Source organism: Streptomyces macrosporus, from assembly GCF_039533145.1.
GTDB classification, from domain to species: domain Bacteria; phylum Actinomycetota; class Actinomycetes; order Streptomycetales; family Streptomycetaceae; genus Streptomyces; species Streptomyces macrosporus.
In genome coordinates this window covers 1-20,765 of the sequence record NZ_BAAASZ010000037.1, presented here as the reverse complement: position 1 = coordinate 20,765, position 20,765 = coordinate 1, and the positions used below count along the sequence as shown (strand labels likewise).

General features: G+C 72.7%; 15 protein-coding genes and 1 pseudogene. 3 read left to right on the top strand and 13 right to left on the bottom strand.

The window, feature by feature from the left end; all coding sequences use genetic code 11:
- Positions 1-29 precede the first annotated feature (29 nt).
- The 11 genes from ABD335_RS25950 to ABD335_RS25900 all read right to left on the bottom strand — a co-directional run bounded on the left by ABD335_RS25950 (position 30) and on the right by ABD335_RS25900 (position 10,939).
- Complete coding sequence (locus ABD335_RS25950) at positions 30-365, bottom strand: RNA polymerase-binding protein RbpA (RefSeq protein ID WP_344327861.1); 336 nt, start codon at positions 363-365, stop codon at positions 30-32.
- 162 nt (positions 366-527) lie between these two features.
- A complete protein-coding gene (gene secG, locus ABD335_RS25945; protein WP_344327860.1) occupies positions 528-764 on the bottom strand; it encodes a preprotein translocase subunit SecG in 237 nt (78 codons plus the stop codon).
- Between the two features lie 143 nt (positions 765-907).
- The gene (gene tpiA / locus ABD335_RS25940; RefSeq protein ID WP_344327858.1) at positions 908-1,684 is read right to left on the bottom strand and encodes a triose-phosphate isomerase; all 777 of its coding nucleotides are present in this window, start codon (positions 1,682-1,684) and stop codon (positions 908-910) included.
- A gap of 142 nt (positions 1,685-1,826) precedes the next feature.
- Complete coding sequence (locus ABD335_RS25935) at positions 1,827-3,032, bottom strand: phosphoglycerate kinase (RefSeq protein WP_344327857.1); 1,206 nt, start codon at positions 3,030-3,032, stop codon at positions 1,827-1,829.
- Positions 3,033-3,202: 170 nt separating this feature from the next.
- On the bottom strand, positions 3,203-4,207 hold the full coding sequence (gap, locus tag ABD335_RS25930) for a type I glyceraldehyde-3-phosphate dehydrogenase (protein ID WP_344327856.1): 1,005 nt from the start codon (positions 4,205-4,207) through the stop codon (positions 3,203-3,205).
- Between the two features lie 230 nt (positions 4,208-4,437).
- Positions 4,438-5,415 carry a DNA-binding protein WhiA gene (whiA, locus tag ABD335_RS25925; RefSeq protein ID WP_344327854.1) on the bottom strand — a complete coding sequence of 326 codons (978 nt, stop codon included), beginning with the start codon at positions 5,413-5,415 and terminating at the stop codon, positions 4,438-4,440.
- Positions 5,406-6,428, bottom strand: a complete 1,023-nt coding sequence (locus ABD335_RS25920; protein ID WP_425583747.1) for a gluconeogenesis factor YvcK family protein — start codon at positions 6,426-6,428, stop codon at positions 5,406-5,408. The genes whiA and ABD335_RS25920 overlap by 10 nt, the downstream gene beginning before the upstream one ends.
- Positions 6,425-7,381 carry an RNase adapter RapZ gene (rapZ, locus tag ABD335_RS25915; protein WP_425583746.1) on the bottom strand — a complete coding sequence of 319 codons (957 nt, stop codon included), beginning with the start codon at positions 7,379-7,381 and terminating at the stop codon, positions 6,425-6,427. Before rapZ ends, ABD335_RS25920 begins: the two co-directional genes overlap by 4 nt.
- A gap of 34 nt (positions 7,382-7,415) precedes the next feature.
- Positions 7,416-9,437 carry an excinuclease ABC subunit UvrC gene (gene uvrC / locus ABD335_RS25910; protein ID WP_344327852.1) on the bottom strand — a complete coding sequence of 674 codons (2,022 nt, stop codon included), beginning with the start codon at positions 9,435-9,437 and terminating at the stop codon, positions 7,416-7,418.
- An 89-nt stretch (positions 9,438-9,526) separates the two neighbouring features.
- Positions 9,527-10,183, bottom strand: coding sequence for an MBL fold metallo-hydrolase (locus tag ABD335_RS25905; RefSeq protein ID WP_344327851.1), 657 nt, complete (start codon positions 10,181-10,183; stop codon positions 9,527-9,529).
- Between the two features lie 54 nt (positions 10,184-10,237).
- Complete coding sequence (locus ABD335_RS25900; protein WP_344327849.1) at positions 10,238-10,939, bottom strand: maleylpyruvate isomerase family mycothiol-dependent enzyme; 702 nt, start codon at positions 10,937-10,939, stop codon at positions 10,238-10,240.
- Between the two features lie 176 nt (positions 10,940-11,115).
- Here ABD335_RS25900 and uvrA point away from each other — a divergent pair, with 176 nt between their 5' ends.
- The 3 genes from uvrA (at position 11,116) to ABD335_RS25885 (ending at position 18,191) form a co-directional block, all read left to right on the top strand.
- Positions 11,116-13,962 (top strand): excinuclease ABC subunit UvrA, encoded by a 2,847-nt coding sequence (gene uvrA, locus ABD335_RS25895; protein WP_344327847.1) that lies wholly within the window; start codon positions 11,116-11,118, stop codon positions 13,960-13,962.
- A 163-nt stretch (positions 13,963-14,125) separates the two neighbouring features.
- Positions 14,126-14,557, top strand: coding sequence for a Rieske (2Fe-2S) protein (locus ABD335_RS25890; RefSeq protein ID WP_344327846.1), 432 nt, complete (start codon positions 14,126-14,128; stop codon positions 14,555-14,557).
- Between the two features lie 373 nt (positions 14,558-14,930).
- Complete coding sequence (locus ABD335_RS25885) at positions 14,931-18,191, top strand: phosphodiester glycosidase family protein (protein ID WP_425583745.1); 3,261 nt, start codon at positions 14,931-14,933, stop codon at positions 18,189-18,191.
- 133 nt (positions 18,192-18,324) lie between these two features.
- On the opposite strand, the gene ABD335_RS25880 is transcribed toward ABD335_RS25885, so the two are convergent.
- Together ABD335_RS25880 and ABD335_RS25875 are read right to left on the bottom strand one after the other, a co-directional pair.
- Positions 18,325-19,302, bottom strand: coding sequence for a TerC family protein (locus tag ABD335_RS25880; protein ID WP_344327844.1), 978 nt, complete (start codon positions 19,300-19,302; stop codon positions 18,325-18,327).
- Between the two features lie 200 nt (positions 19,303-19,502).
- Positions 19,503-20,765 (bottom strand): annotated as a pseudogene (locus ABD335_RS25875) (TerD family protein); the annotation flags it as partial.

Here is a 20,765-nt window from a genome sequence, read left to right as displayed (position 1 = left end):
GGCCGTTGTCGACCGGCCTGCTCGCGCGGTCAGATCTCCCCGCGGAGCTTGGCCAGCGCCTCGGCGAGGATCGCCTCGCCGTCGGCGTCGCTGCGCCGCTCGCGCACGTACGCCAGGTGCGTCTTGTACGGCTCGGTGCGCGGCGGGTCCGGCGGATTGTCCCGGTCCTTGCCGGCCGGGAAACCACAGCGCGGACAGTCCCAGGTGTCCGGGATCTGCGCGTCGCTGGCGAAGCTGGGCCGGGTCTCGTGCCCGTTCGAGCACCAGAAGGAGATGCGGATGCGCGGCGCGGACTCGCCTCGCTCGGCCTCCCCCATCGGCCCCGCTCCGACCCGGCTTCCCCGGATCGCGTTGCCACTTGCCACGGTCGTAACTCCCTGCCTCATGGTGCCGCGGAGCGTCGACAGGCGGCTCCGCTGCGGGTGCCCAGTGTACGTAGGGCCCAACGCACGTCCACAGACCGGAGTTACCGCCCCCCGGGCCCATCGGACGCGAGCCTCATGATAGGCCGGGAACGCGGCGCCGCGTCAGGAGTCGAGCTTCATCAGGATGCCGAGCGCGACGATGATGGCGAACCAGATCAGGCCCACCACGACCGTGATGCGGTCGAGGTTGCGCTCGGCGACCGAGGAGCCGCCGACCGTGGACTGCATGCCGCCGCCGAACATGTCGGAGAGGCCGCCGCCCTTCCCCTTGTGCATCAGCACGAGCAGCATCAGCAGCAGGCTGAAGACGATGAGGGCGATGGAGAACCCCAGGATCACGGCTGGACCAACTCTCTCGGACGGATGACTGTGGAAAACTCTCGGGACTTGCAGGGTACGGGGCCGGGAGACCCGCGTGCGCTCGCTCCCGGCCCCGCCAGGGTACGACGTGCGCGGCCCGTCGTCACCGGCCGCCGATCGTGTTACTGGTCGCGGAAGCGGACGATCTTCACGAACTCGTCCACGTCCAGCGAGGCCCCGCCGACCAGCGCGCCGTCCACGTCCGGCTGCGCCATGATCGCGGCGACGTTGCCGGACTTCACCGAACCGCCGTACTGGATGCGGACCGCGTCGGCCGTCTCCCGGTCGTACAGCTCGGCCAGCCGGCCGCGGATCGCGCCGCACACCTCCTGGGCGTCCTCGGGGGTGGCGACCTCGCCGGTGCCGATGGCCCACACCGGCTCGTAGGCGATCACGATGCTCGCCACCTGCTCGGCCGGGACGCCCTGGAGGGCCCCGTCGACCTGGGCGAGCGTGTGGGCGACCTGGTTGCCCGCCTTGCGGACGTCCAGCCCCTCGCCGACGCACAGGATCGGGGTCAGACCGTGCTTGTACGCGGCCTTGACCTTGGCGTTGCACAGCTCGTCGGTCTCGTTGTGGTACTGGCGCCGCTCGGAGTGGCCGATCACCACGTAGGTGCAGTTCAGCTTGGCGAGCATGGCGCCGGAGACCTCGCCGGTGTAGGCGCCGGAGTCGTGCGCCGAGATGTCCTGGGCGCCGTAACGAATCTTCAGCTTGTCGCCGTCGACCAGGGTCTGCACCGAGCGCAGGTCGGTGAAGGGGGGCAGGACCGCGACCTCGACGGCGTCGTGGTCCTTGTCGTTCAGGGCGAAGGCGAGCTTCTGGACGTGGGCGATGGCCTCCAGGTGGTTGAGGTTCATCTTCCAGTTGCCCGCCATCAGCGGGGTGCGGGTTGCCATGGCTCTGCCTTTCGGTTCGCTCCGCCGCGGCAGCGGCTGGTGTCACTGTCGCCCGCGCGGCGCGACGGCGCGAGCATCGTGGTCGTCCGCGGCCCGGTGGCCGCGTGGACTCCCCCGGCCACGGCCGGGAGGTGCCTCCGGCTCACGCCTCCTCCAGCGCGGCGAGACCGGGGAGCGTCTTGCCCTCCAGGTACTCGAGGCTGGCGCCGCCGCCGGTGGAGATGTGGCCGAACGCCTTCTCGTCGAAGCCCAGGATGCGGACGGCGGCCGCGGAGTCCCCGCCGCCGACGACGGTGAAGGCCGGGCTGTCGACCAGCGCCTGGGCGACGGCCCGGGTGCCCTCGGCGTAGTCCGGGTGCTCGAAGACGCCCATGGGGCCGTTCCAGAAGACGGTGGCGGCGTCGGCGAGCTTCGAGGCGTACAGCTCGCGGCTGCGCGGGCCGATGTCCAGCCCCATCAGGTCGGCCGGGATGGCGTCCGCGGCGACCACGGTGGGGTTGGTCGGAGCCTTGGCGCCCAGGTCCGGGAACTCGGCGCCGGCCACGACGTCCACGGGCAGGACGAACTCCACGCCGCGCTCCTCGGCCCGCCGGAGGTAGCCCTGGACGGCCGGGATCTGGTCCTCCTGGAGCAGCGAGGCGCCGATCTCGTGCCCCTGGGCCTTGAGGAAGGTGTACGCCATGCCGCCGCCGACGAGGATGCGGTCGGCGCGCTCCAGCAGGTGCTCGATGACGCCGAGCTTGTCGGAGACCTTGGCGCCGCCCAGCACGACGGCGTACGGGCGCTCGACGTCCTCGGTGAGCCGGCGCAGGACGCCGACCTCGGTGGCGATGAGGTCGCCGGCGGCGTGCGGCAGCCGCGCCGGGAGGTCGTGGACGGAGGCGTGCTTGCGGTGCACGGCGCCGAAGCCGTCGCCGACGTAGAGGTCGGCCAGGGAGGCGAGGCGGTCGGCGAAGGCGCCGCGCTCGGCGTCGTCCTTGCTCGTCTCGCCGGGGTTGAAGCGCAGGTTCTCCAGCACCGCGACGCGGCCGTCGCCGAGGGCGGCGACGGTGGAGCGGGCGGAGTCGCCGACGGTGTCGGTCGCGAACTCCACGGTCGCGTCGAGGAGTTCGCCCAGCCGCTTGGCGACGGGGGCGAGGGAGAACGTCGGGTCGGGGGCGCCCTTGGGGCGGCCCAGGTGGGAGGCGACGATCACCTTGGCGCCGGCCTCGGCCAGCCTGGTGATCGTCGGGAGGGCGGCGCGGATGCGTCCGTCGTCGGTGATCGTCCCGCCTTCGAGCGGAACGTTGAGGTCGGCGCGGACGAAGACCCGCTTGCCCGCGACCTGGAGGTCGTCGATCGTCTTCATGTACGGCTCCGTGGTGGTCCGTGGAGTGGTCCGTGGGGTCGGTCGGTCACGGGAGAGGGCCCGCGGGACGCGGCGTCGCGCCCTGCGAGCCCTCTCCCCTCACGGTCCCGTGTCCTTTTCTGTCGGACGGTCTGTCGGACGGTCCTGTCGGTCGGCGGTCGGACGCGTGGTCAGAGCCGCTCGCCGACGTAGACGGTCAGGTCCACGAGGCGGTTGGAGTAACCCCACTCGTTGTCGTACCAGCCGACGATCTTGACCTGCTTGCCCTGGACCATGGTCAGGGAGGAGTCGAAGGTGCAGGAGGCCGGCCAGTTGACGATGTCCGAGGAGACGATCGGGTCCTCGGTGTACTCCAGAATGCCCTTCAGAGCGCCCTCGGAGGCCTTCTGGAAGGCGTTGTTGACCTCGTCCTTGGTGACCTCGCGGTCGAGCTCCAGCACGAGGTCGGTGACCGAGCCGGTCGGGACGGGCACGCGCATGGCGATGCCGTCCAGCTTGCCCTTGAGCTGCGGCAGGACGAGGGCGGTGGCCTTGGCGGCGCCGGTCGAGGTGGGGATGATGTTCTCGGCGGCGGCACGGGCGCGGCGCAGGTCCCGGTGCGGGAAGTCCAGGATGCGCTGGTCGTTGGTGTAGGCGTGAACGGTCGTCATCATCCCCTTGACGATGCCGAAGTTCTCGTCCATGACCTTCGCCATCGGCGCCACGCAGTTGGTGGTGCAGGAGGCGTTGGAGACGACGTGGTGGTTGTCGGGGTCGTAGGATTCGTGGTTGACGCCCATGACGACGGTGAGGTCCTCGTTCTTGGCCGGAGCCGAGATCAGGACCTTCTTCGCGCCGGCCGCCAGGTGCTTGGCGGCGTCGTCGCGCTTGGTGAAGATGCCGGTGGACTCGATGACGATGTCGGCGCCCAGGTCGCCCCACGGGAGGGCGGCCGGGTCGCGCTCGGCCATCGTCTTGAAGGTCCGGCCGCCGACCGTGATGGTGTCGGCGGTGTGGCTGATCTCCTGCTTGAGGCGGCCCAGGATGCTGTCGTACTTCAGCAGGTGCGCCAGGGTCGCGTTGTCGGTCAGGTCGTTGACACCGACGATCTCGACGTCCGCGCCCTGCTCCAGGAGCGCGCGGAAGTAGTTGCGACCGATGCGGCCAAAGCCGTTGATGCCTACGCGGATCGTCACGAACCGATCTCCTCGTTGGGTACGTCGGTGCGGACACCGACGAAAGCTGTTTGGGCTGTCCCCGACCACTTCCGACCCTACCGCGCCAGGGGCCCGGGAGTGGCATCGACCACCCTCCGGGCGCGGTGTGGCGGACGGTCCGCCGGACGGCCCGGGCGGCCTCGCGGGGCGGGAGTGGGCGGTGGGGAGAAGGGTGCGCGAGAGGCGGGACGGACGGCCGTGGCGGCGGGTCAGCCGACCATCTCCTCGGTCAGGTTGGACTCGGTGCCGGGGATGCCGAGGTCGGCGGCGCGCTTGTCGGCCATGGCGAGCAGCCGCCGGATGCGGCCGGCGACGGCGTCCTTGGTCAGCGGCGGGTCGGCGAGCGCGCCCAACTCCTCCAGGGACGCCTGCTTGTGCTCCATCCGCAGCCGTCCGGCGGCGGCCAGGTGCTCGGGCACGTCGTCGCCCAGGATCTCCAGCGCGCGCTGCACGCGGGCGCCCGCGGCGACGGCGGCGCGCGCCGAGCGGCGCAGGTTGGCGTCGTCGAAGTTGGCCAGGCGGTTGGCGGTGGCCCGCACCTCGCGGCGCATCCGCCGCTCCTCCCAGGCCAGCACGGACTCGTGGGCGCCCAGCCGGGTGAGCAGCGCGCCGATGGCGTCGCCGTCGCGGACGACGACGCGGTCCACGCCGCGCACCTCGCGGGCCTTGGCGGCGATCTGGAGCCGTCGGGCCGCGCCGACGAGGGCGAGGGCGGCCTCGGGGCCGGGGCAGGTGATCTCCAGGGAGGAGGAGCGGCCGGGCTCGGTGAGGGAGCCGTGGGCGAGGAAGGCGCCGCGCCAGGCGGCCTCGGCGTCGCAGGTGGCGCCGGAGACGACCTGCGGCGGCAGGCCGCGCACGGGACGGCCGCGACCGTCGACCAGCCCGGTCTGCCGGGCGAGCTGGTCCCCGCCCGCCACCACCCGTACGACGTAGCGGCTGCCGCGGCGGAGACCGCTGGGGGCCATCACCACCAGGTCGGAGGTGTGCCCGAAGATCTCCAGGATGTCCTTGCGCAGCCTGCGGGCGGCGATGCCGGTGTCCAGCTCGGCCTCGATCACGATGCGCCCGCTCACCAGGTGCAGGCCACCCGCGAACCGCAGGACCGACGAGACCTCCGCCTTCCGGCAGCAGGTCCGGGTGACGGGAAGCCGGGAGATCTCGTCCTTCACCGCTGCCGTCATCGCCATGGGCCGATCCTTCCATGCATTCGAAAAATACGGTCGTACGCGGCGGCCAGCAGTTCCGGGTCGTGCCGGGGCAGGCCCCCGCCGGCCGCGGCCACCGGCGCCAGCTCGACCGTGCCGCCGAGCCGCCGGGCGGCGTCACGGAGGCCCTCCTCGTCGGGCACGGCGGCCCGGTCGGCCAGCACCACGTCGAAGGTGAGTTTAGGGGCGTGTCGGACCAAAACCTCCAAATGACGCTGCGGGGAGAACCCGTCGGTCTCTCCCGGCTGCGGCGCGAGGTTGAGGGACAGCACCCGGCGCGCCCGGGTCTCGGTGAGCGCCTTGAGCAGTTCGGGCACCAGCAGGTGCGGGATCACCGAGGAGAACCAGGAGCCCGGCCCGAGCACCACCCAGTCCGCGTCGAGGACCGCCTCGACGGCCTCGGGGACGGCGGGCGGGTCGTGCGGCACCAGGTGCACCCGCTGCACCTCGCCGGGGGTGAGGGCGACGGTGGCCTGTCCGCGGACGGTGGTCACCTCGTCCGGGCGCGCCGGGTCGTGGCCGCGCACCAGCGCCCGCAGCTCCAGCGGGACGGCGGACATGGGCAGCACCCGGCCGTGCGCGCCCAGCAGCTTGCCGACCAGGTCCAGGGCCTGGACGTGGTCGCCGAGTTGCTCCCACAGGGCGACGATGAGGAGGTTGCCCACGGCGTGCCCGTGCAGCTCCCCCTTGCTGACGAAGCGGTGCTGGACGACCCGGGCCCAGGTCCGGCCCCACTCGTCGTCGCCGCACAGCGCGGCGAGGGCCTTGCGGAGGTCTCCGGGCGGCAGCACGTCCAGCTCCTCGCGGAGGCGTCCGCTGGAGCCCCCGTCGTCGGCGACGGTGACCACGGCGGTCAGGTCGCGGGTGATGCGGCGCAGCGCGGCGAGCGAGGCCGACAGCCCTCTTCCCCCGCCGAGCGCCACCACCTTCGGAGTCCCTCCGCGGCTCGTGCGTGCGGTGACCAGACGCCGCAGCCGCCGGGTGCGGATGGTCACTCGCGTCCCATGTCGCGGTGGACGACGACGGTCTCGACGCCCTCGGAGGCCAGGCGGCGGGCGAGCCTCTCGGACATCGCGACGCTGCGGTGCTTGCCCCCGGTGCAGCCCACGGCGATGGTCACGTACCGCTTCCCCTCCCGCCGGTAGCCGGCGGCGATGAGCTGGAGCAGTTCCGCGTAGCGGTCCAGGAACTCCTTGGCGCCGGGCTGGTTGAAGACGTACTGGGCGACCTCGTCGTTGAGGCCGGTGTACGGCCGCAGTCCGGGCACCCAGTGCGGGTTGGGCAGGAAGCGGCAGTCCACGACGAGGTCGGCGTCGACGGGGAGGCCGTACTTGTAGCCGAAGGACATCACGGTCGCCCGCAGTTCGGGCTCCTCCTCGCCGGCGAACTGGGCGTCGAGCTTGGCGCGCAGTTCGTGGACGTTGAGGGCGGAGGTGTCGATGACCAGGTCGGCGTCGCCGCGCAGTTCGCGCAGCAGGTCGCGCTCGGCGGCGATGCCGTCCACGATCCGCCCGTCGCCCTGGAGGGGGTGGGGGCGGCGCACCGACTCGAAGCGGCGCACCAGGGCCTCGTCGGACGCCTCCAGGAAGACGATCCGGCGGGTGACGTGCTTGGCGTCGAGGTCGGCGAGGGACTCGCGCAGGTTGTCGAAGAAGCGGCGCCCGCGGACGTCGACGACGACGGCGATCTTGGCGACGTTGCCCTGCGAGCGGGCGCCCAGGTCGACCATGGTCGGGATCAGGGCCGGCGGCAGGTTGTCCACCACGAACCAGCCCAGGTCCTCCAGGCACTTGGCGGCGGTGCTGCGGCCCGCGCCGGACATGCCGGAGATGATCACCAGTTCGGGGATGGCGGCGCTCTCGGCGCCTCCGGCACCGCCGGCGTCGGCCGCCGTGCCCGTGTTCACGCCCGCGCCCACCTGTGTTCCGTCTCCCGTCCGCTCGTTCATCCGCGCTCTCCCCCGATGCCTGTACCGCTCGTGCTCACTGGTCTTCCAGGATCTCACCCGTGGCGGTGTTCACCGCCGGTGCGGCCGGAGCCGCCCGTCGCAGGGCCTCGGCCACCGCCTCGGCGGTCTTGCGGCCGATGCCCGGGACCTCGCAGATCTGCTCGACGGTGGCGGCGCGCAGCCGCTTGACCGAGCCGAAGTGCTTGATCAACGCCTGTTTGCGGGACTCCCCGAGGCCGGGAACGGCGTCGAGGGGGCCCGTCTTCAACGATTGTGACCGCTTGCCGCGCTGGTAGCGGATCGCGAAACGGTGGGCCTCGTCACGGACCCTCTGGAGCAGGTACAGCCCCTCGCTCGTGCGGGGCAGGACCACCGGGTCGCTCTCGCCGGGCAGCCACACCTCCTCCAGGCGCTTGGCCAGCCCGCACACGGCGACGTCGTCGATGCCCAGTTCGTCCAGGGCCCGGCGCGCGGCGGCGACCTGGGGCTGCCCGCCGTCCACGACGACCAACTGCGGCGGGTAGGCGAACTTCGGCGGCCGGCTCCGGCCGGAGCCCGGCTCGCCGTCCCGCTCGGCCGGGGCCGGGCCCTCCGCCGCCCCGTCCGCGGTCTCCTCGGGGCCGTCGGGGCCGTCGGTGGCCCACTCGCCGGTGCGCTGCCGCTCCTGGAGGTAGCGGCGGAAGCGACGGCTGATCACCTCGTGCATGGCGCGGACGTCGTCCTGGCCGGCGAAGCTCTTGATCTGGAAGCGGCGGTACTCGCTCTTGCGGGCCAGGCCGTCCTCGAAGACCACCATCGAGGCCACCACGTCGTCGCCCTGGAGGTGGGAGACGTCGAAGCACTCGATGCGCAGCGGCGCCGAGTCCAGTCCCAGGGCCTCGGTGATCTCCTCCAGGGCGCGGGAGCGGGTGGTCAGGTCGGAGGCGCGCTTGGTCTTGTGGAGGGCGAGGGCCTGCTGCGCGTTGCGCCGCACCGTCTCCAGCAGGGCGCGCTTGTCGCCGCGCTGCGGGACGCGCAGGGCCACCTGCGAGCCCCGCCGGTCCGTCAGCCACTGGGCGACCGGCTCCACCGGCTCCGGCAGGGCCTGGACCAGCACCTCCCTGGGCACGGCGTCGCCGCTCTCCTCGCCGTAGAGCTGCTGGAGGGCGTGCTCGACGAGTCCGGCGGTGCCCACCTCCTCCACCTTGTCGGTGACCCAGCCGCGCTGGCCGCGCACCCGGCCGCCGCGGACGTGGAAGATCTGGACGGCGGCCTCCAGCTCGTCCTCGGCCACCGCGATCAGGTCGGCGTCGGTGGCGTCGGCGAGGACGACGGCGTTCTTCTCCATCGCCCGTTTGAGCGCCTCGATGTCGTCGCGCAGCCGGGCGGCCTTCTCGTACTCCATCTCCTCGGCGGCGTCCCGCATCGCCTGCTCGAGCCGGCGCAGGTGGGCGCCGGTGCGGCCGGCCATGAAGTCGCAGAACTCCTCGGCCAGCCGGCGGTGGTCCTCGGCCGAGATCCGGCCGACGCAGGGCGCCGAGCACTTGCCGATGTAGCCGAGCAGGCAGGGCCGGCCGATCTGCGCGGAGCGCTTGAAGACCCCGGCCGAGCAGGTGCGCACCGGGAAGACCCGCAGCATCAGGTCCACGGTCTCGCGGATCGCCCAGGCGTGCGCGTACGGCCCGAAGTAGCGCACGCCCTTGCGCTTGGGGCCGCGCATCACCTGGACGCGCGGGTACTCCTCGTTCAGCGTCACCGCGAGGGAGGGGTAGCTCTTGTCGTCGCGGTACTTGACGTTGAACCGGGGGTCGAACTCCTTGATCCAGGAGTACTCCAACTGGAGCGCCTCGACCTCGGTGGAGACCACCGTCCACTCCACGGAGGCGGCCGTGGTGACCATCGTCCGCGTGCGCGGGTGGAGGTTCGCCAGGTCCTGGAAGTACGAGGAGAGCCGCTGACGGAGGCTCTTCGCCTTCCCGACGTAGATCACCCGACCGTGTTCGTCGCGGAACTTGTAGACCCCCGGCGAGTCGGGGATCTCTCCCGGCCTGGGACGGTAGCTGGAGGGGTCGGCCATGTGGCCCACCCTACTGATGGTGCGCGGCGGACGGCGGCGGGGTGGCGGCGGCGGAACCCGCGGGTTCCTCCTCCGCCACCCCGCCGCCGTCACCAGCCGCGTTCGCGCCACTCCGCCAGGTGGGGGCGCTCGGCGCCCAGGGTGGTGTCGGCGCCGTGGCCGGGGTAGACCCAGGTCTCGTCGGGGAGTTCGCCGAAGAGCTTGGTCTCCACGTCGTGCAGCAGGGTGGCGAACGCCTCGGCGTCGCCGTGGGTGTTGCCCACGCCGCCGGGGAAGAGGCAGTCGCCGGTGAACAGGTGCGGGTGGCCGTGGGGGTCGTCGTAGATCAGGGCGATGGAGCCGGGGGTGTGGCCCCGCAGGTGGCGGGCGGTCAGGGTGATCTCGCCGAAGGTGACGGCGTCGCCGTCCTCCAGCGGGACGTCGGTGGGCACGGGGATGCCCTCGGCGTCGTGGCGTCCGGCGTAGGTGCGGGCGTCGGTGGCCTGGACGACGGTGTCGAGGGCCTGCCAGTGGTCGGGGTGCCGGTGGGTGGTGACGACCCCGCCGATGCCGTCCTCGCCGATGAGGTTCAGCAGCGTGTCGGGCTCGCTGGCGGCGTCGATCAGGAGCTGCTCGCCGGTGGCGCGGCAGCGCAGCAGGTAGGCGTTGTTCTCCATGGGGCCGACCGCGACCTTGGAGATCACCAGGTCGGTCAGCTCGTGGACGTCCGCCGGGCCGCCGACCGCGACCTTTCCTGTGTACGGCATGGGACCGGGTGCTCCTTCCGATGGGGTGGTGGTGCGCGGTCGGCGATCAGTGTGTCAGAGGGGCGGCAGGGGAGGCAGGACGTCACCGGAAGCGGTGAGTCCGCCGCCCGACGTGCGGCCGGTGAGCCAGCCGACGAGGGCGGTGGGCGAGCCCGTGACGACCACGGGGCGCTCTCCCTCCCCGCCCGTGCGGCCGGTGCGCAGGACGCGGCCGTCCTCGACGCGCAGCTCCAGCGGCCGCACGTCGGGCCGGCCCGAGAAGCGCCGGGCCATGTTCTCCAGCTGCCGGTCGACGAACGCGCCGGGCAGATCGTCGAGGGTGTAGCCGATGCCGAGGTCGACGTGGTGGAGCTCGACCTCGATCCGGCGGCGGAAGGGGATGGAGGAGGCGAGGTCGGTGACGCCGTTGCGCAGCTCGACGGTGACCTCCCACTGCTCGTCGGCGCGGTCGGCCATCGCGCGCTCCAGGCCGGCGGCGGTGGCGCGCAGATCCTCCAGGTGGACCGCCAGGGGGCGGGCCGCGTCGCGCTCGATGTCGGCCTCGCGGACCTCGGCACTGGCGTACATGGGACGGCCGGCGAGCACGTTGACCAGGGCGTCGGCGTTGCGGGCGAGGTGGGCCAGGACGTGACCGCGGGTCCAGCCGGGCAGCAGCGAGGGGCGGGCCACGGAGGCGTCGTCCAGCTTCTCCACGGCGGCCAGGAGGCGGTCGGTGGAGTCACGCAGGGCCGTGATGTCGTCGGCGGGCGAAGTCATGATCCAAAGCTATCGCCGCCACTCCTTCGGGTGAAGCGGAAAGGGAAGACCCGTAAATCGAATACGCGTGCTATAAGCTCGCGATGCGCACCGAGTTTCCGCATCACGGCGGCGCTCCCCCTACCCTGGGGCGGGGGCTCCGTCCCCTTCATCCCACACGAAAGGTGCCAACCGGCGTGGCCGACCGTCTCATCGTCCGTGGCGCTCGCGAGCACAACCTCAAGAACGTCTCGCTCGACCTCCCTCGCGACTCCCTCATCGTCTTCACCGGGTTGTCGGGGTCGGGCAAGTCGTCGCTCGCCTTCGACACGATCTTCGCCGAGGGGCAGCGTCGCTACGTGGAGTCGCTGTCCTCCTACGCCCGGCAGTTCCTGGGGCAGATGGACAAGCCGGACGTGGACTTCATCGAGGGGCTGTCCCCGGCGGTCTCCATCGACCAGAAGTCCACCTCGCGCAACCCGCGCTCGACGGTCGGCACCATCACGGAGGTCTACGACTACCTCCGCCTGCTGTTCGCGCGGATCGGCAAGCCGCACTGTCCCGAGTGCGGGCGCCCGATCTCCCGGCAGTCCCCGCAGGCCATCGTGGACAAGGTGCTCGCCCTGGAGGAGGGCAGCCGCTTCCAGGTGCTCTCCCCGCTGGTGCGCCAGCGCAAGGGCGAGTTCGTCGACCTCTTCGCCGAGCTGCAGGCCAAGGGCTACAGCCGCGCCCGGGTGGACGGCGCGACGATCCACCTCTCCGACCCGCCGAAGCTGAAGAAGCAGGAGAAGCACACCATCGAGGTGGTCGTGGACCGCCTGACGGTGAAGGAGAGCGCCAAGCGCCGGCTGACCGACTCCGTCGAGACCGCGCTCGGCCTCTCGGGCGGCATGGTCGTCCTCGACTTCGTCGACCTGGACGAGGACGACCCGCAGCGCGAGCGGATGTTCTCCGAGCACCTGTACTGCCCGTACGACGACCTGTCCTTCGAGGAGCTGGAGCCGCGGTCCTTCTCCTTCAACTCCCCCTTCGGCGCCTGCCCGGAGTGCACCGGCATCGGCACCCGGATGGAGGTCGACCCGGAGCTGGTCGTGCCGGACGAGGAGAAGTCCCTGGACGAGGGCGCGATCCACCCCTGGTCGCACGGGCACACCAAGGAGTACTTCGGGCGGCTGGTCGGCGCCCTGGCCGACGCGCTGGGCTTCCGCACCGACGTCCCCTGGGCCGGGCTGCCGCAGCGGGCGAAGAAGGCCCTGCTGTACGGCCACAGGACCCAGATCGCGGTCCGCTACCGCAACCGCTACGGCCGGGAGCGGTCCTACACCACGGCCTTCGAGGGCGCGGTGCCCTACGTCCGGCGGCGGCACTCGGAGGCCGAGACGGACTCCAGCCGGGAGCGCTTCGAGGGCTACATGCGCGAGGTGCCCTGCCCCGCGTGCGAGGGCACGCGCCTGAAGCCGGTCGTCCTGGCCGTGACGGTGCAGGGGAAGTCGATCGCGGAGATCTCCGCGATGTCGATCAGCGAGTGCGCCGAGTTCCTGGGGGCCCTGGAGCTGACCGAGCGGGAGAAGACCATCGCCGAGCGGGTCCTGAAGGAGGTCCACGAGCGGCTGCGGTTCCTGATCGACGTCGGTCTGGACTACCTCTCCCTCAACCGCGCGGCCGGGACGCTCTCGGGCGGCGAGGCGCAGCGCATCCGGCTGGCGACCCAGATCGGCTCCGGCCTGGTGGGCGTGCTCTACGTGCTGGACGAGCCGTCCATCGGCCTGCACCAGCGCGACAACCACCGGCTGATCGAGACCCTGGTGCGCCTGCGCGACCTGGGCAACACCCTGATCGTCGTCGAGCACGACGAGGACACCATCAAGACCTCCGACTGGGTGGTGGACATCGGCCCCGGCGCGGGCGAGCACGGCGGCAAGGTGGTGCACAGCGGCACGCTGAAGGAGCTGCTGGCCAACGACGAGTCGCTGACCGGGCAGTACCTGGCGGGGAAGAGGACGATCCCGACCCCCGCCGAGCGGCGTCCGGTGGACCGCAAGCGGATGCTGACCGTGCGCGGGGCCAAGGAGAACAACCTGCGGAACATCGACGTCTCCTTCCCGCTGGGGGTGCTCACCGCCGTCACGGGCGTCTCCGGCTCGGGCAAGTCCACCCTGGTCAACGACATCCTCTACACCCACCTGGCGCGCGAGCTGAACGGCGCGAAGTCGGTGCCCGGGCGGCACGTGCGGGTCGAGGGCGACGACCTGGTGGACAAGGTCGTGCACGTCGACCAGTCCCCCATCGGCCGCACCCCCCGCTCCAACCCGGCCACCTACACGGGCGTCTTCGACCACGTGCGCCGTCTGTTCGCGGAGACGACGGAGGCGAAGGTGCGCGGCTACCAGCCGGGGCGCTTCTCCTTCAACGTCAAGGGCGGTCGCTGCGAGAACTGCTCCGGCGACGGCACGATCAAGATCGAGATGAACTTCCTGCCCGACGTGTACGTGCCGTGCGAGGTCTGTCACGGCGCGCGCTACAACCGGGAGACGCTGGAGGTCCACTACAAGGGCAAGTCCATCGCCGAGGTGCTGGACATGCCCATCGAGGAGGCGCTGGAGTTCTTCGAGGCGGTCCCCGCCATCGCCCGCCACCTGCGCACCCTCAACGACGTCGGGCTCGGCTACGTCCGGCTCGGCCAGCCCGCGCCCACGCTCTCCGGCGGTGAGGCCCAGCGGGTGAAGCTCGCCTCCGAGCTGCAGAAGCGCTCCACCGGACGCACGGTCTACGTCCTGGACGAGCCCACCACCGGTCTGCACTTCGAGGACATCCGCAAGCTGATCGCGGTGCTGTCCGGGCTGGTCGACAAGGGCAACACCGTGATCGTCATCGAGCACAACCTCGATGTGATCAAGACGGCGGACTGGATCGTGGACATGGGTCCGGAGGGCGGCAGCGGCGGCGGTCTGGTCGTCGCCGAGGGCACCCCGGAGCAGATCGCGGCCGTTCCGGAGAGCCACACCGGCAAGTTCCTCCAGGACGTCCTGCCGCTGAAGCCCTGAGGCCGTCTCCGAGGCCGTGGCCGCAGGCGCCCTCCCCCGCACGTCCGCGGGCGGAGGGCGCCTGCGATGATGGCGGACGATCACCCCTCCCCCGACGCACCCCCTCCCCGACGCCGTGCGGGCGGGCGGAGCCGCCGGGAGAGCCCCAGAGGAGAGAACGACCATGAGCACTCGACCCCCCGGCCGCCGCACCGTGCTGTGCGGCGCGGCGCTCACCGGGGCCGCCGGACTCGGCCTGACCGGCCTGACCGCCTGTGCCGGCCCGGAGGACACGCGGTCCCAGGCGATCCCGACCGCTCCGATGGACCTCGGCCCGGCCGACGCCGTGCCCGTCGGCGGTTCCCGCCTCTACCGGGACCGGAAGCTGGTCGTCTCCCAACCCACCGAGGGCGAGTTCAAGGCGTTCGGCGCGGTGTGCACCCACGCGGGCTGTGTGCTGACCTCGGTGAAGGAACTGGAGGGCGACTGCACCTGCCACGGCAGCCGCTTCGACACCACCAACGGCGAGGTGCTGGCGGGCCCGGCGAACTCGCCGCTGCCCGAGGTCCCGATCCGGGTGGAGGGCGGCCGGCTCGTCGCCGGCCCCGGCGACTGACCCCGGAACACCACCGCCCCCGGACGCCCGTCCGGCCCAACGGCCGGACGGGCGGCGTGCGGTGTGCCCTCCGAGTTGTTCTCCCGGAGTTCGCGCACGCCCTCTGGTGTGGACCGGTCGGCCTTGGAACCCTGTGGCGCTGGATGCGCAGGAAGCGCATGGTCTCGCTGCGTCTGTGGGTGATGTCGTGTCACAAGGGTCGCAAGGCAGAAGATTCCCCCGACGGGCCGCGGTGTGTCTCGCGGCCCTTCTCGCGCTCGGAGTGGGACCGGCGCCGCCGGTCCTCGCGGAACCGGCCGGCCGTCCGTCCGTCGGCGTCCCGTCCGCCTCCCCCTCCTCCGTCCGTCCCCTGGGCGTCGTCGACGGCGACGGCATGGAGCTGTCCCGTACCACGCGCCCCGTGGCGCCCGGCACCACGCTGACCTCGTTCGACCGGCTGGAGTCGGACAAGTGGCTGCGCGCCGACGCCCTCAGCGTCGACCTCGACGGCGCCGCCGAGGTCGACTACCTCTCCCCCGGAGCGGTCGCCGAACGCGCGACCGTCTCGGAACTGGCCGCGGAGCACGACCCCGGCGACGGCCGGCGCACCGTCGCCGCCTTCAACGCCGACTTCTTCGACATCAACGAGACCGGCGCCCCCCTCGGCCCCGGCCTCGACGACGGCGAGGTGACCCACTCCCCGGCACCGGGCGTCACCGAGGCGGTCGGCTTCGGCCCCGACGGCGCGGGCCGCGTCCTCGACCTGTACTTCGAGGGCACGCTCACCCTCCCCGACGGCCCTCGGCCGCTGGCCGCGTACAACGCCGCGAACGTCCCCGCCGGGGGCATCGGCGCCTACAACGCCCAGTGGGGCGAGGCCGACCGCGCCCTGACCGTGGACGGCTCGGAGGAGGTCACCGAGGTCACCGTCACGGGCGGCCGGGTCACCGCCGTCCACGACGAGCCCGGCGACGGCGCGATCCCCGAGGGCACCACCGTCCTGCTCGGCCGCGACGCGGGGGCGAGGGCCCTGGCCGAGCTGGCCCCGGGAACCGCGGTGAGCTGGGAGTACGAGCTGCGCACGGAGGACGGCGGCCCGGCGCCGCGCACGGCGGTCGGCGGCCGGGGCGTGCTGGTCGTGGACGGCGAGCCGCAGAACTGGGACGGGCGGCCCAACAACGCCGCCGCGCCCCGCACGGCCGTCGGCTTCTCCCGGGACGGCACCACCATGCACGTGCTGACCGTGGACGGGCGCCAGGCCGCCTCCGGCGGTGTCACCCTCACCGAGCTGGCCGTGATGATGGACGAGTTGGGCGCGCACAACGCCCTCAACCTCGACGGCGGCGGCTCCTCGACCCTGGTCGTCCGGGAGCCCGGCTCGGACACCCCGCGGGTGGAGAACGGCCCGTCCGACGGCACCGAGCGCGAGGTGCCCAACGGGCTGGCCGTCACCGCCCCCGACGGCAGCGGGGAGCTGAGGGGCTTCCTGGTGGAGACGGCCGCGGACCCGGCCCTGGCGCCGTCGGCGGACAACGTGCCCGGCGGGCACCCGGAACGGGTCTTCCCCGGACTGACCCGCGCCCTCACCGCCGCCGGCTACGACGAGACGTACGGCCCGGCCGACGGTGACGCCCGCTGGCGCAGCACCCGTCCCGACGTCGGCCGGGTGGACGGCGACGGCGTCTTCCACGCCCGTGGGGCGGGCCGCGCCGAGGTCGTCGCGTACCGCGGCCGTGCCCGCGGCTCCACCACCCTGACCGTGCTCGGCCCCCTGGAGCGGATCGTCCCGACCCGGGAGCGGGTCGGGCTCGCCGGGCCCGACGCGGAGGGCGCCTTCGGCTTCGTGGGCTTCGACGCCGAGGGCCACAGCGCGCCGATCGAACCGGCGGACGTGACGCTCGCCTACGACCGCTCGCTCTTCCGCGTCGAGGCCGACCCGACGCGCGGCGGGTTCACCGTGGCCGCGAACGGCGCCACCGATTCCGCCTCCGGACTGGTCAGGGCGACCGTGGCGGGGCGGACGACCGTCCTGGCCGTCACCGTCGGCCTGACGGACCGGTCCGTCGCGGAGTTCGAGGACGCCGGGGAGTGGACCCTCACCACCGCCCGCGCCTCCGGTTCCCTGACCGCCGACCCCGAGGGCCGGGAGGGCACCGGGCTGCGGATGGGCTACGACTTCACCCGGTCCACCGCGACCCGCGCCGCCTACGCCAACCCGCCCGGAGGGAACATCCCCGTGCCGGGCCAGCCGCAGAGCTTCGCCCTGTGGCTCAAGGGCGACGGCCACGGCGCCTGGCCCTCGCTCCACCTGATCGACGGGGCCGGCACCTCCCAGGTGCTGCGCGGCCCGTACGTCACCTGGACCGGCTGGCGGCGGATCACCTTCGAGGTGCCGGCGGGGACCGCCTATCCGCTCCAGGTCAGGCGCTTCTACGTGACCGAGACCCGGCCCGCCGAGCAGTACCGCGGCGAGGTCGTCGTCGACGGGCTGACCGCCCGGACCCCACCGGACGTCGACCTGCCCGCCGGCGCGGCGCACCCCGACCCGCTGATCTCGACGGCCGCCGACACCGCGGGCCGCGACTGGCGGTTCGCGGTGGTCTCCGACGCCCAGTTCGTCGCCCGCGAGCCGGACGGCGCCCTGGCGCGCCAGGCGCGGCGCACGCTGCGGGAGGTGAGGGCGGCCCGGCCCGACTTCGTCGTCGTCAACGGCGACTGGGTGGACGAGGGCTCCCCCGCGGACCTCGCCTTCGCCCGCCGGATGCTGGAGGAGGAGTTGGGCGACGAGGTGCCCTGGTACTACGTGCCGGGCAACCACGAGGTGATGGGCGGCTCCGTGGAGAACTTCCGCGCGGAGTTCGGCGAGACCCACCGCTCCTTCGACCACGAGGGCACGCGGTTCGTCACCCTGGACACCTCCTCGCTGACCCTGCGCGGCGGCGGCTGGGCCCAGATCCGGCAGCTGCGGGAGCGGCTCGACGCCGCGGCGAAGGACGACGGGATCGACTCGGTGGTCGTCCTGGCGCACGTGCCGCCGCGCGATCCCACCCCCCAGCAGGCGAGCCGCCTCTCCGACCGGCTGGAGGCCGACCTGCTGGAGGACTGGCTCGGCGACTTCCGCCGCCGCACCGGCAAGGGCGTGGCGTTCATCGGGTCGCACGTGGGGGTCTTCCACGCCTCCCGGGTGGACGGCGTGCCGTACCTGGTCAACGGCAACGCGGGCAAGGCGCCGGCCGCGCCCGCGGCGGAGGGCGGCTTCAGCGGCTGGTCCCTGGTGGGCGTGGACCGGGGCACGGGACGGGACTGGATCTCCGTGCAGACCCGCGCCCACGTGGACGGGCTCTCCCTGGAGGCGCCGGAGACGGTGACGGTGGGCGGCGCGCCGGGGAAGGTCTCCGCCGCGGTCGTCCAGGGCTCCGGGAGCACGGCGCGGACGGTGCCCGTGGGGTGGCCGCTCAGCGCGGACTGGTCCGGCTCGTCCGGCCTGTGCGTCGGTGACGCGGAGCGGGTCCGGGCCCGTGGGCGCTGCGTGGCGGTCCTCGATCCCGAGGCGGGCACCCTGACGGGGCTGCGGCCGGGCACGGCGACCCTGGCGGTGACCGTGAACGGCGAGCGGCGGGAGACCCGCGTCGCGGTGGTGCGCGGCGGGTCGTGACGGCCCGAAACGGCGGTACGGCGGGGCGAGCGCCCCGCCGTACCGCCGTTTCGGTACCGCCGGTTCCGTACCGCGGTCGACCGGACCGCCGATCGCGTCGCCGGTCGAACCGCCGGTCGGGCCGCCTGCCGGATCAGTCCCGGGACACCTCGGCCTCCCGCGCCTGCTTGCGGGAGGCGCGCAGGCTGGTGATCGTCGTGACGATCAGCACCCCGCAGATCACGGCGAGGGACATCGGAGTGGAGATCTCCGGCACGTGGACGCCGGCCTCGTGGAAGGCGTGCAGCACGAGCTTGACGCCGATGAAGCCGAGGATGATCGACAGTCCGTAGGAGAGGTGCACCAGCCGCTTCAGCAGTCCGCCGATGAGGAAGTACAGCTGGCGCAGACCCATCAGGGCGAAGGCGTTGGCGGTGAAGACGATGTAGGGATCGTCGGTCAGGCCGTAGATCGCGGGGATGGAGTCCAGGGCGAAGAGGAGGTCGGTGCTGCCGATGGCCAGCATGACGATCAGCATCGGGGTGATCAGCCGCTTGCCGTTCTCGACGACGAACAGCTTGGTGCCGCGGTAGTCCGGGGTCGAGGGGAAGCGCCGCTCGACCATCTTCAGCAGGCGGTTCTCCTCGTACGCCTCCTCCTCGTGGCCCTGGTCCTCGGCGCGGGCCTCGCGGACCAGCTTCCAGGCCGTCCAGATCAGGAAGGCGCCGAAGATGAAGAACACCCAGGAGAAGGCGGAGATCAGCGCGGCGCCGAGCGCGATGAAGACGGCGCGCATGACGAGCGCTATGAGGACACCGATCATCAGCACGCGCTGCTGGTAGATCGTCGGCACCGCGAACTTCGCCATGATCAGGACGAAGACGAAGAGGTTGTCGACGCTGAGGGACTTCTCGGTGATGTAGCCGGCGGCGAACTCACCGGCCGGCTCGGCGCCCCCGGCGACGTAGAGGAAGACGCAGAAGAAGCCCGCGAGGACGATCCAGACGACCGTCCATATTCCGGCCTCCCTCATGGAGACCTCGTGCGGTTTGCGTCCGATGAAGAAGTCGACGGCGATCAGGGCGCACAGAACGGCGACGGTCAGCACCCAGGTGGTCAGGGAAACATCCATATGTCAATCCTCCGGCTCGGGCTGCCGGAGGTCTCTTCCGCCCGGGCCCGGATGGCCTACGGACCGACGCCCCGGGACCGGTCACGCCCGGTCCGTACTGACGGAACGCCGCTGCACGGGAATACTCCCCTCCGCCCAAGTGAGAGTAAAGCAAAGCCAAGGAACGGTAAAGCCGGGGGGGTGGCGGAAGGGGCGGAACGTCAGCGGCCGTACCTCCCGCGGGCCTCGGCCACCTTCTCCAGCACCCGCGTCAGGACCCGGCTGCCGCGCGGGACCATGGGCGGCTCGTACGTCCACGCGTGGCCCACCCAGGGGTCGGCGAGGTGGTCGTCGGGCACCGGGGTGATCCGCAGCAGCGAGCGCCACAGCGGGTCGAGCACGGGGCCGTAGGACTGCGCGTCCTCGCGGTCGGCGACCATCATCAGGTGCACGCCGACGGACGGCCCCTCGTCGGCGAGGTAGCGGAGTCCGGTCACGGCCCGGTCGTCGAAGCCGTGCGGGAAGTCGTGGACGACCAGCACCTGCTCGGCGGTGTCCACGTCCGGCGGGAGGGAGTCGACGGCCCGGGTGCGGACGGCCATCTGCACCAGGTCGACGCGCCGGGTCAGCCGCGCGATCACCGAGGCGACGCCCCCGGGGCCCGTGGCGGGCGGCTCGCGCAGCACCCCGGACTCCACCAGCGGGGCCAGGGTGGGGGCGGCGGCGCCCGTCGGGTCGAGCACGTGGACGGTGATGTCGCCGACCGGGTGGACGGCGAGCAGCCGGCCGACGACGGCGGTGGCCAACTCGCCCGCCAGACGGCGCATGTCGTGGGGGTCGACCGCGAGGGAGGCCGCCGAGCGACCGCGTCCGGCGTCGATCCACAGCCCGCGCTCCAGCGGCAGCCGCATCAGCATGGGGACGCGCAGGCCACCGTGCTCGGGGAGGCGGAGGTCGCCCAGGCGCAGCGCCATCGGCGTCTCCGTCGGCACCCGGTAGGCGTGCCAGACGGGACTGTCCCAGCGGGCGAAGGCGGGCGGCAGGGCGGGCTCGACGACCTCGGACTCGGCGGCGAGCTGGGCGAGGTCGCGGTCCAGGGCGGCGCGGGCCTGGTCGACGAGGCGGGTGTGCCGGGCGCGGGCCTCCTCGCGGGCGGCGTCGGCGGCGGCGCCCATCCGGGAGCGCGGATCGGACAGCACCCTGTCGAGTTCCCGATCCCGGCGGGAGTCGGCGAAGTCGACGGCGCTGCGGTAGGCGGCGGTGGTGCGGGCCAGGTCCTCGAACATGCCCCAGACCTGGTTGTAGAGCCGCTCCTCCATGCTCCAGCCCGGGGCGTCGCCCGCCACGGGCCGGGCGGGCTCGCCGGGCGCGGACGGCGGGGCGGCCGGCGGCGGGGGCGGCGCGGTCGTTCGCCGCCGGGGGTGCCGGTAGTCGATCGGCCCCGTGCCGTCGGCCGCCACGGCGGTCGGCGGCCCCTCGGGGGC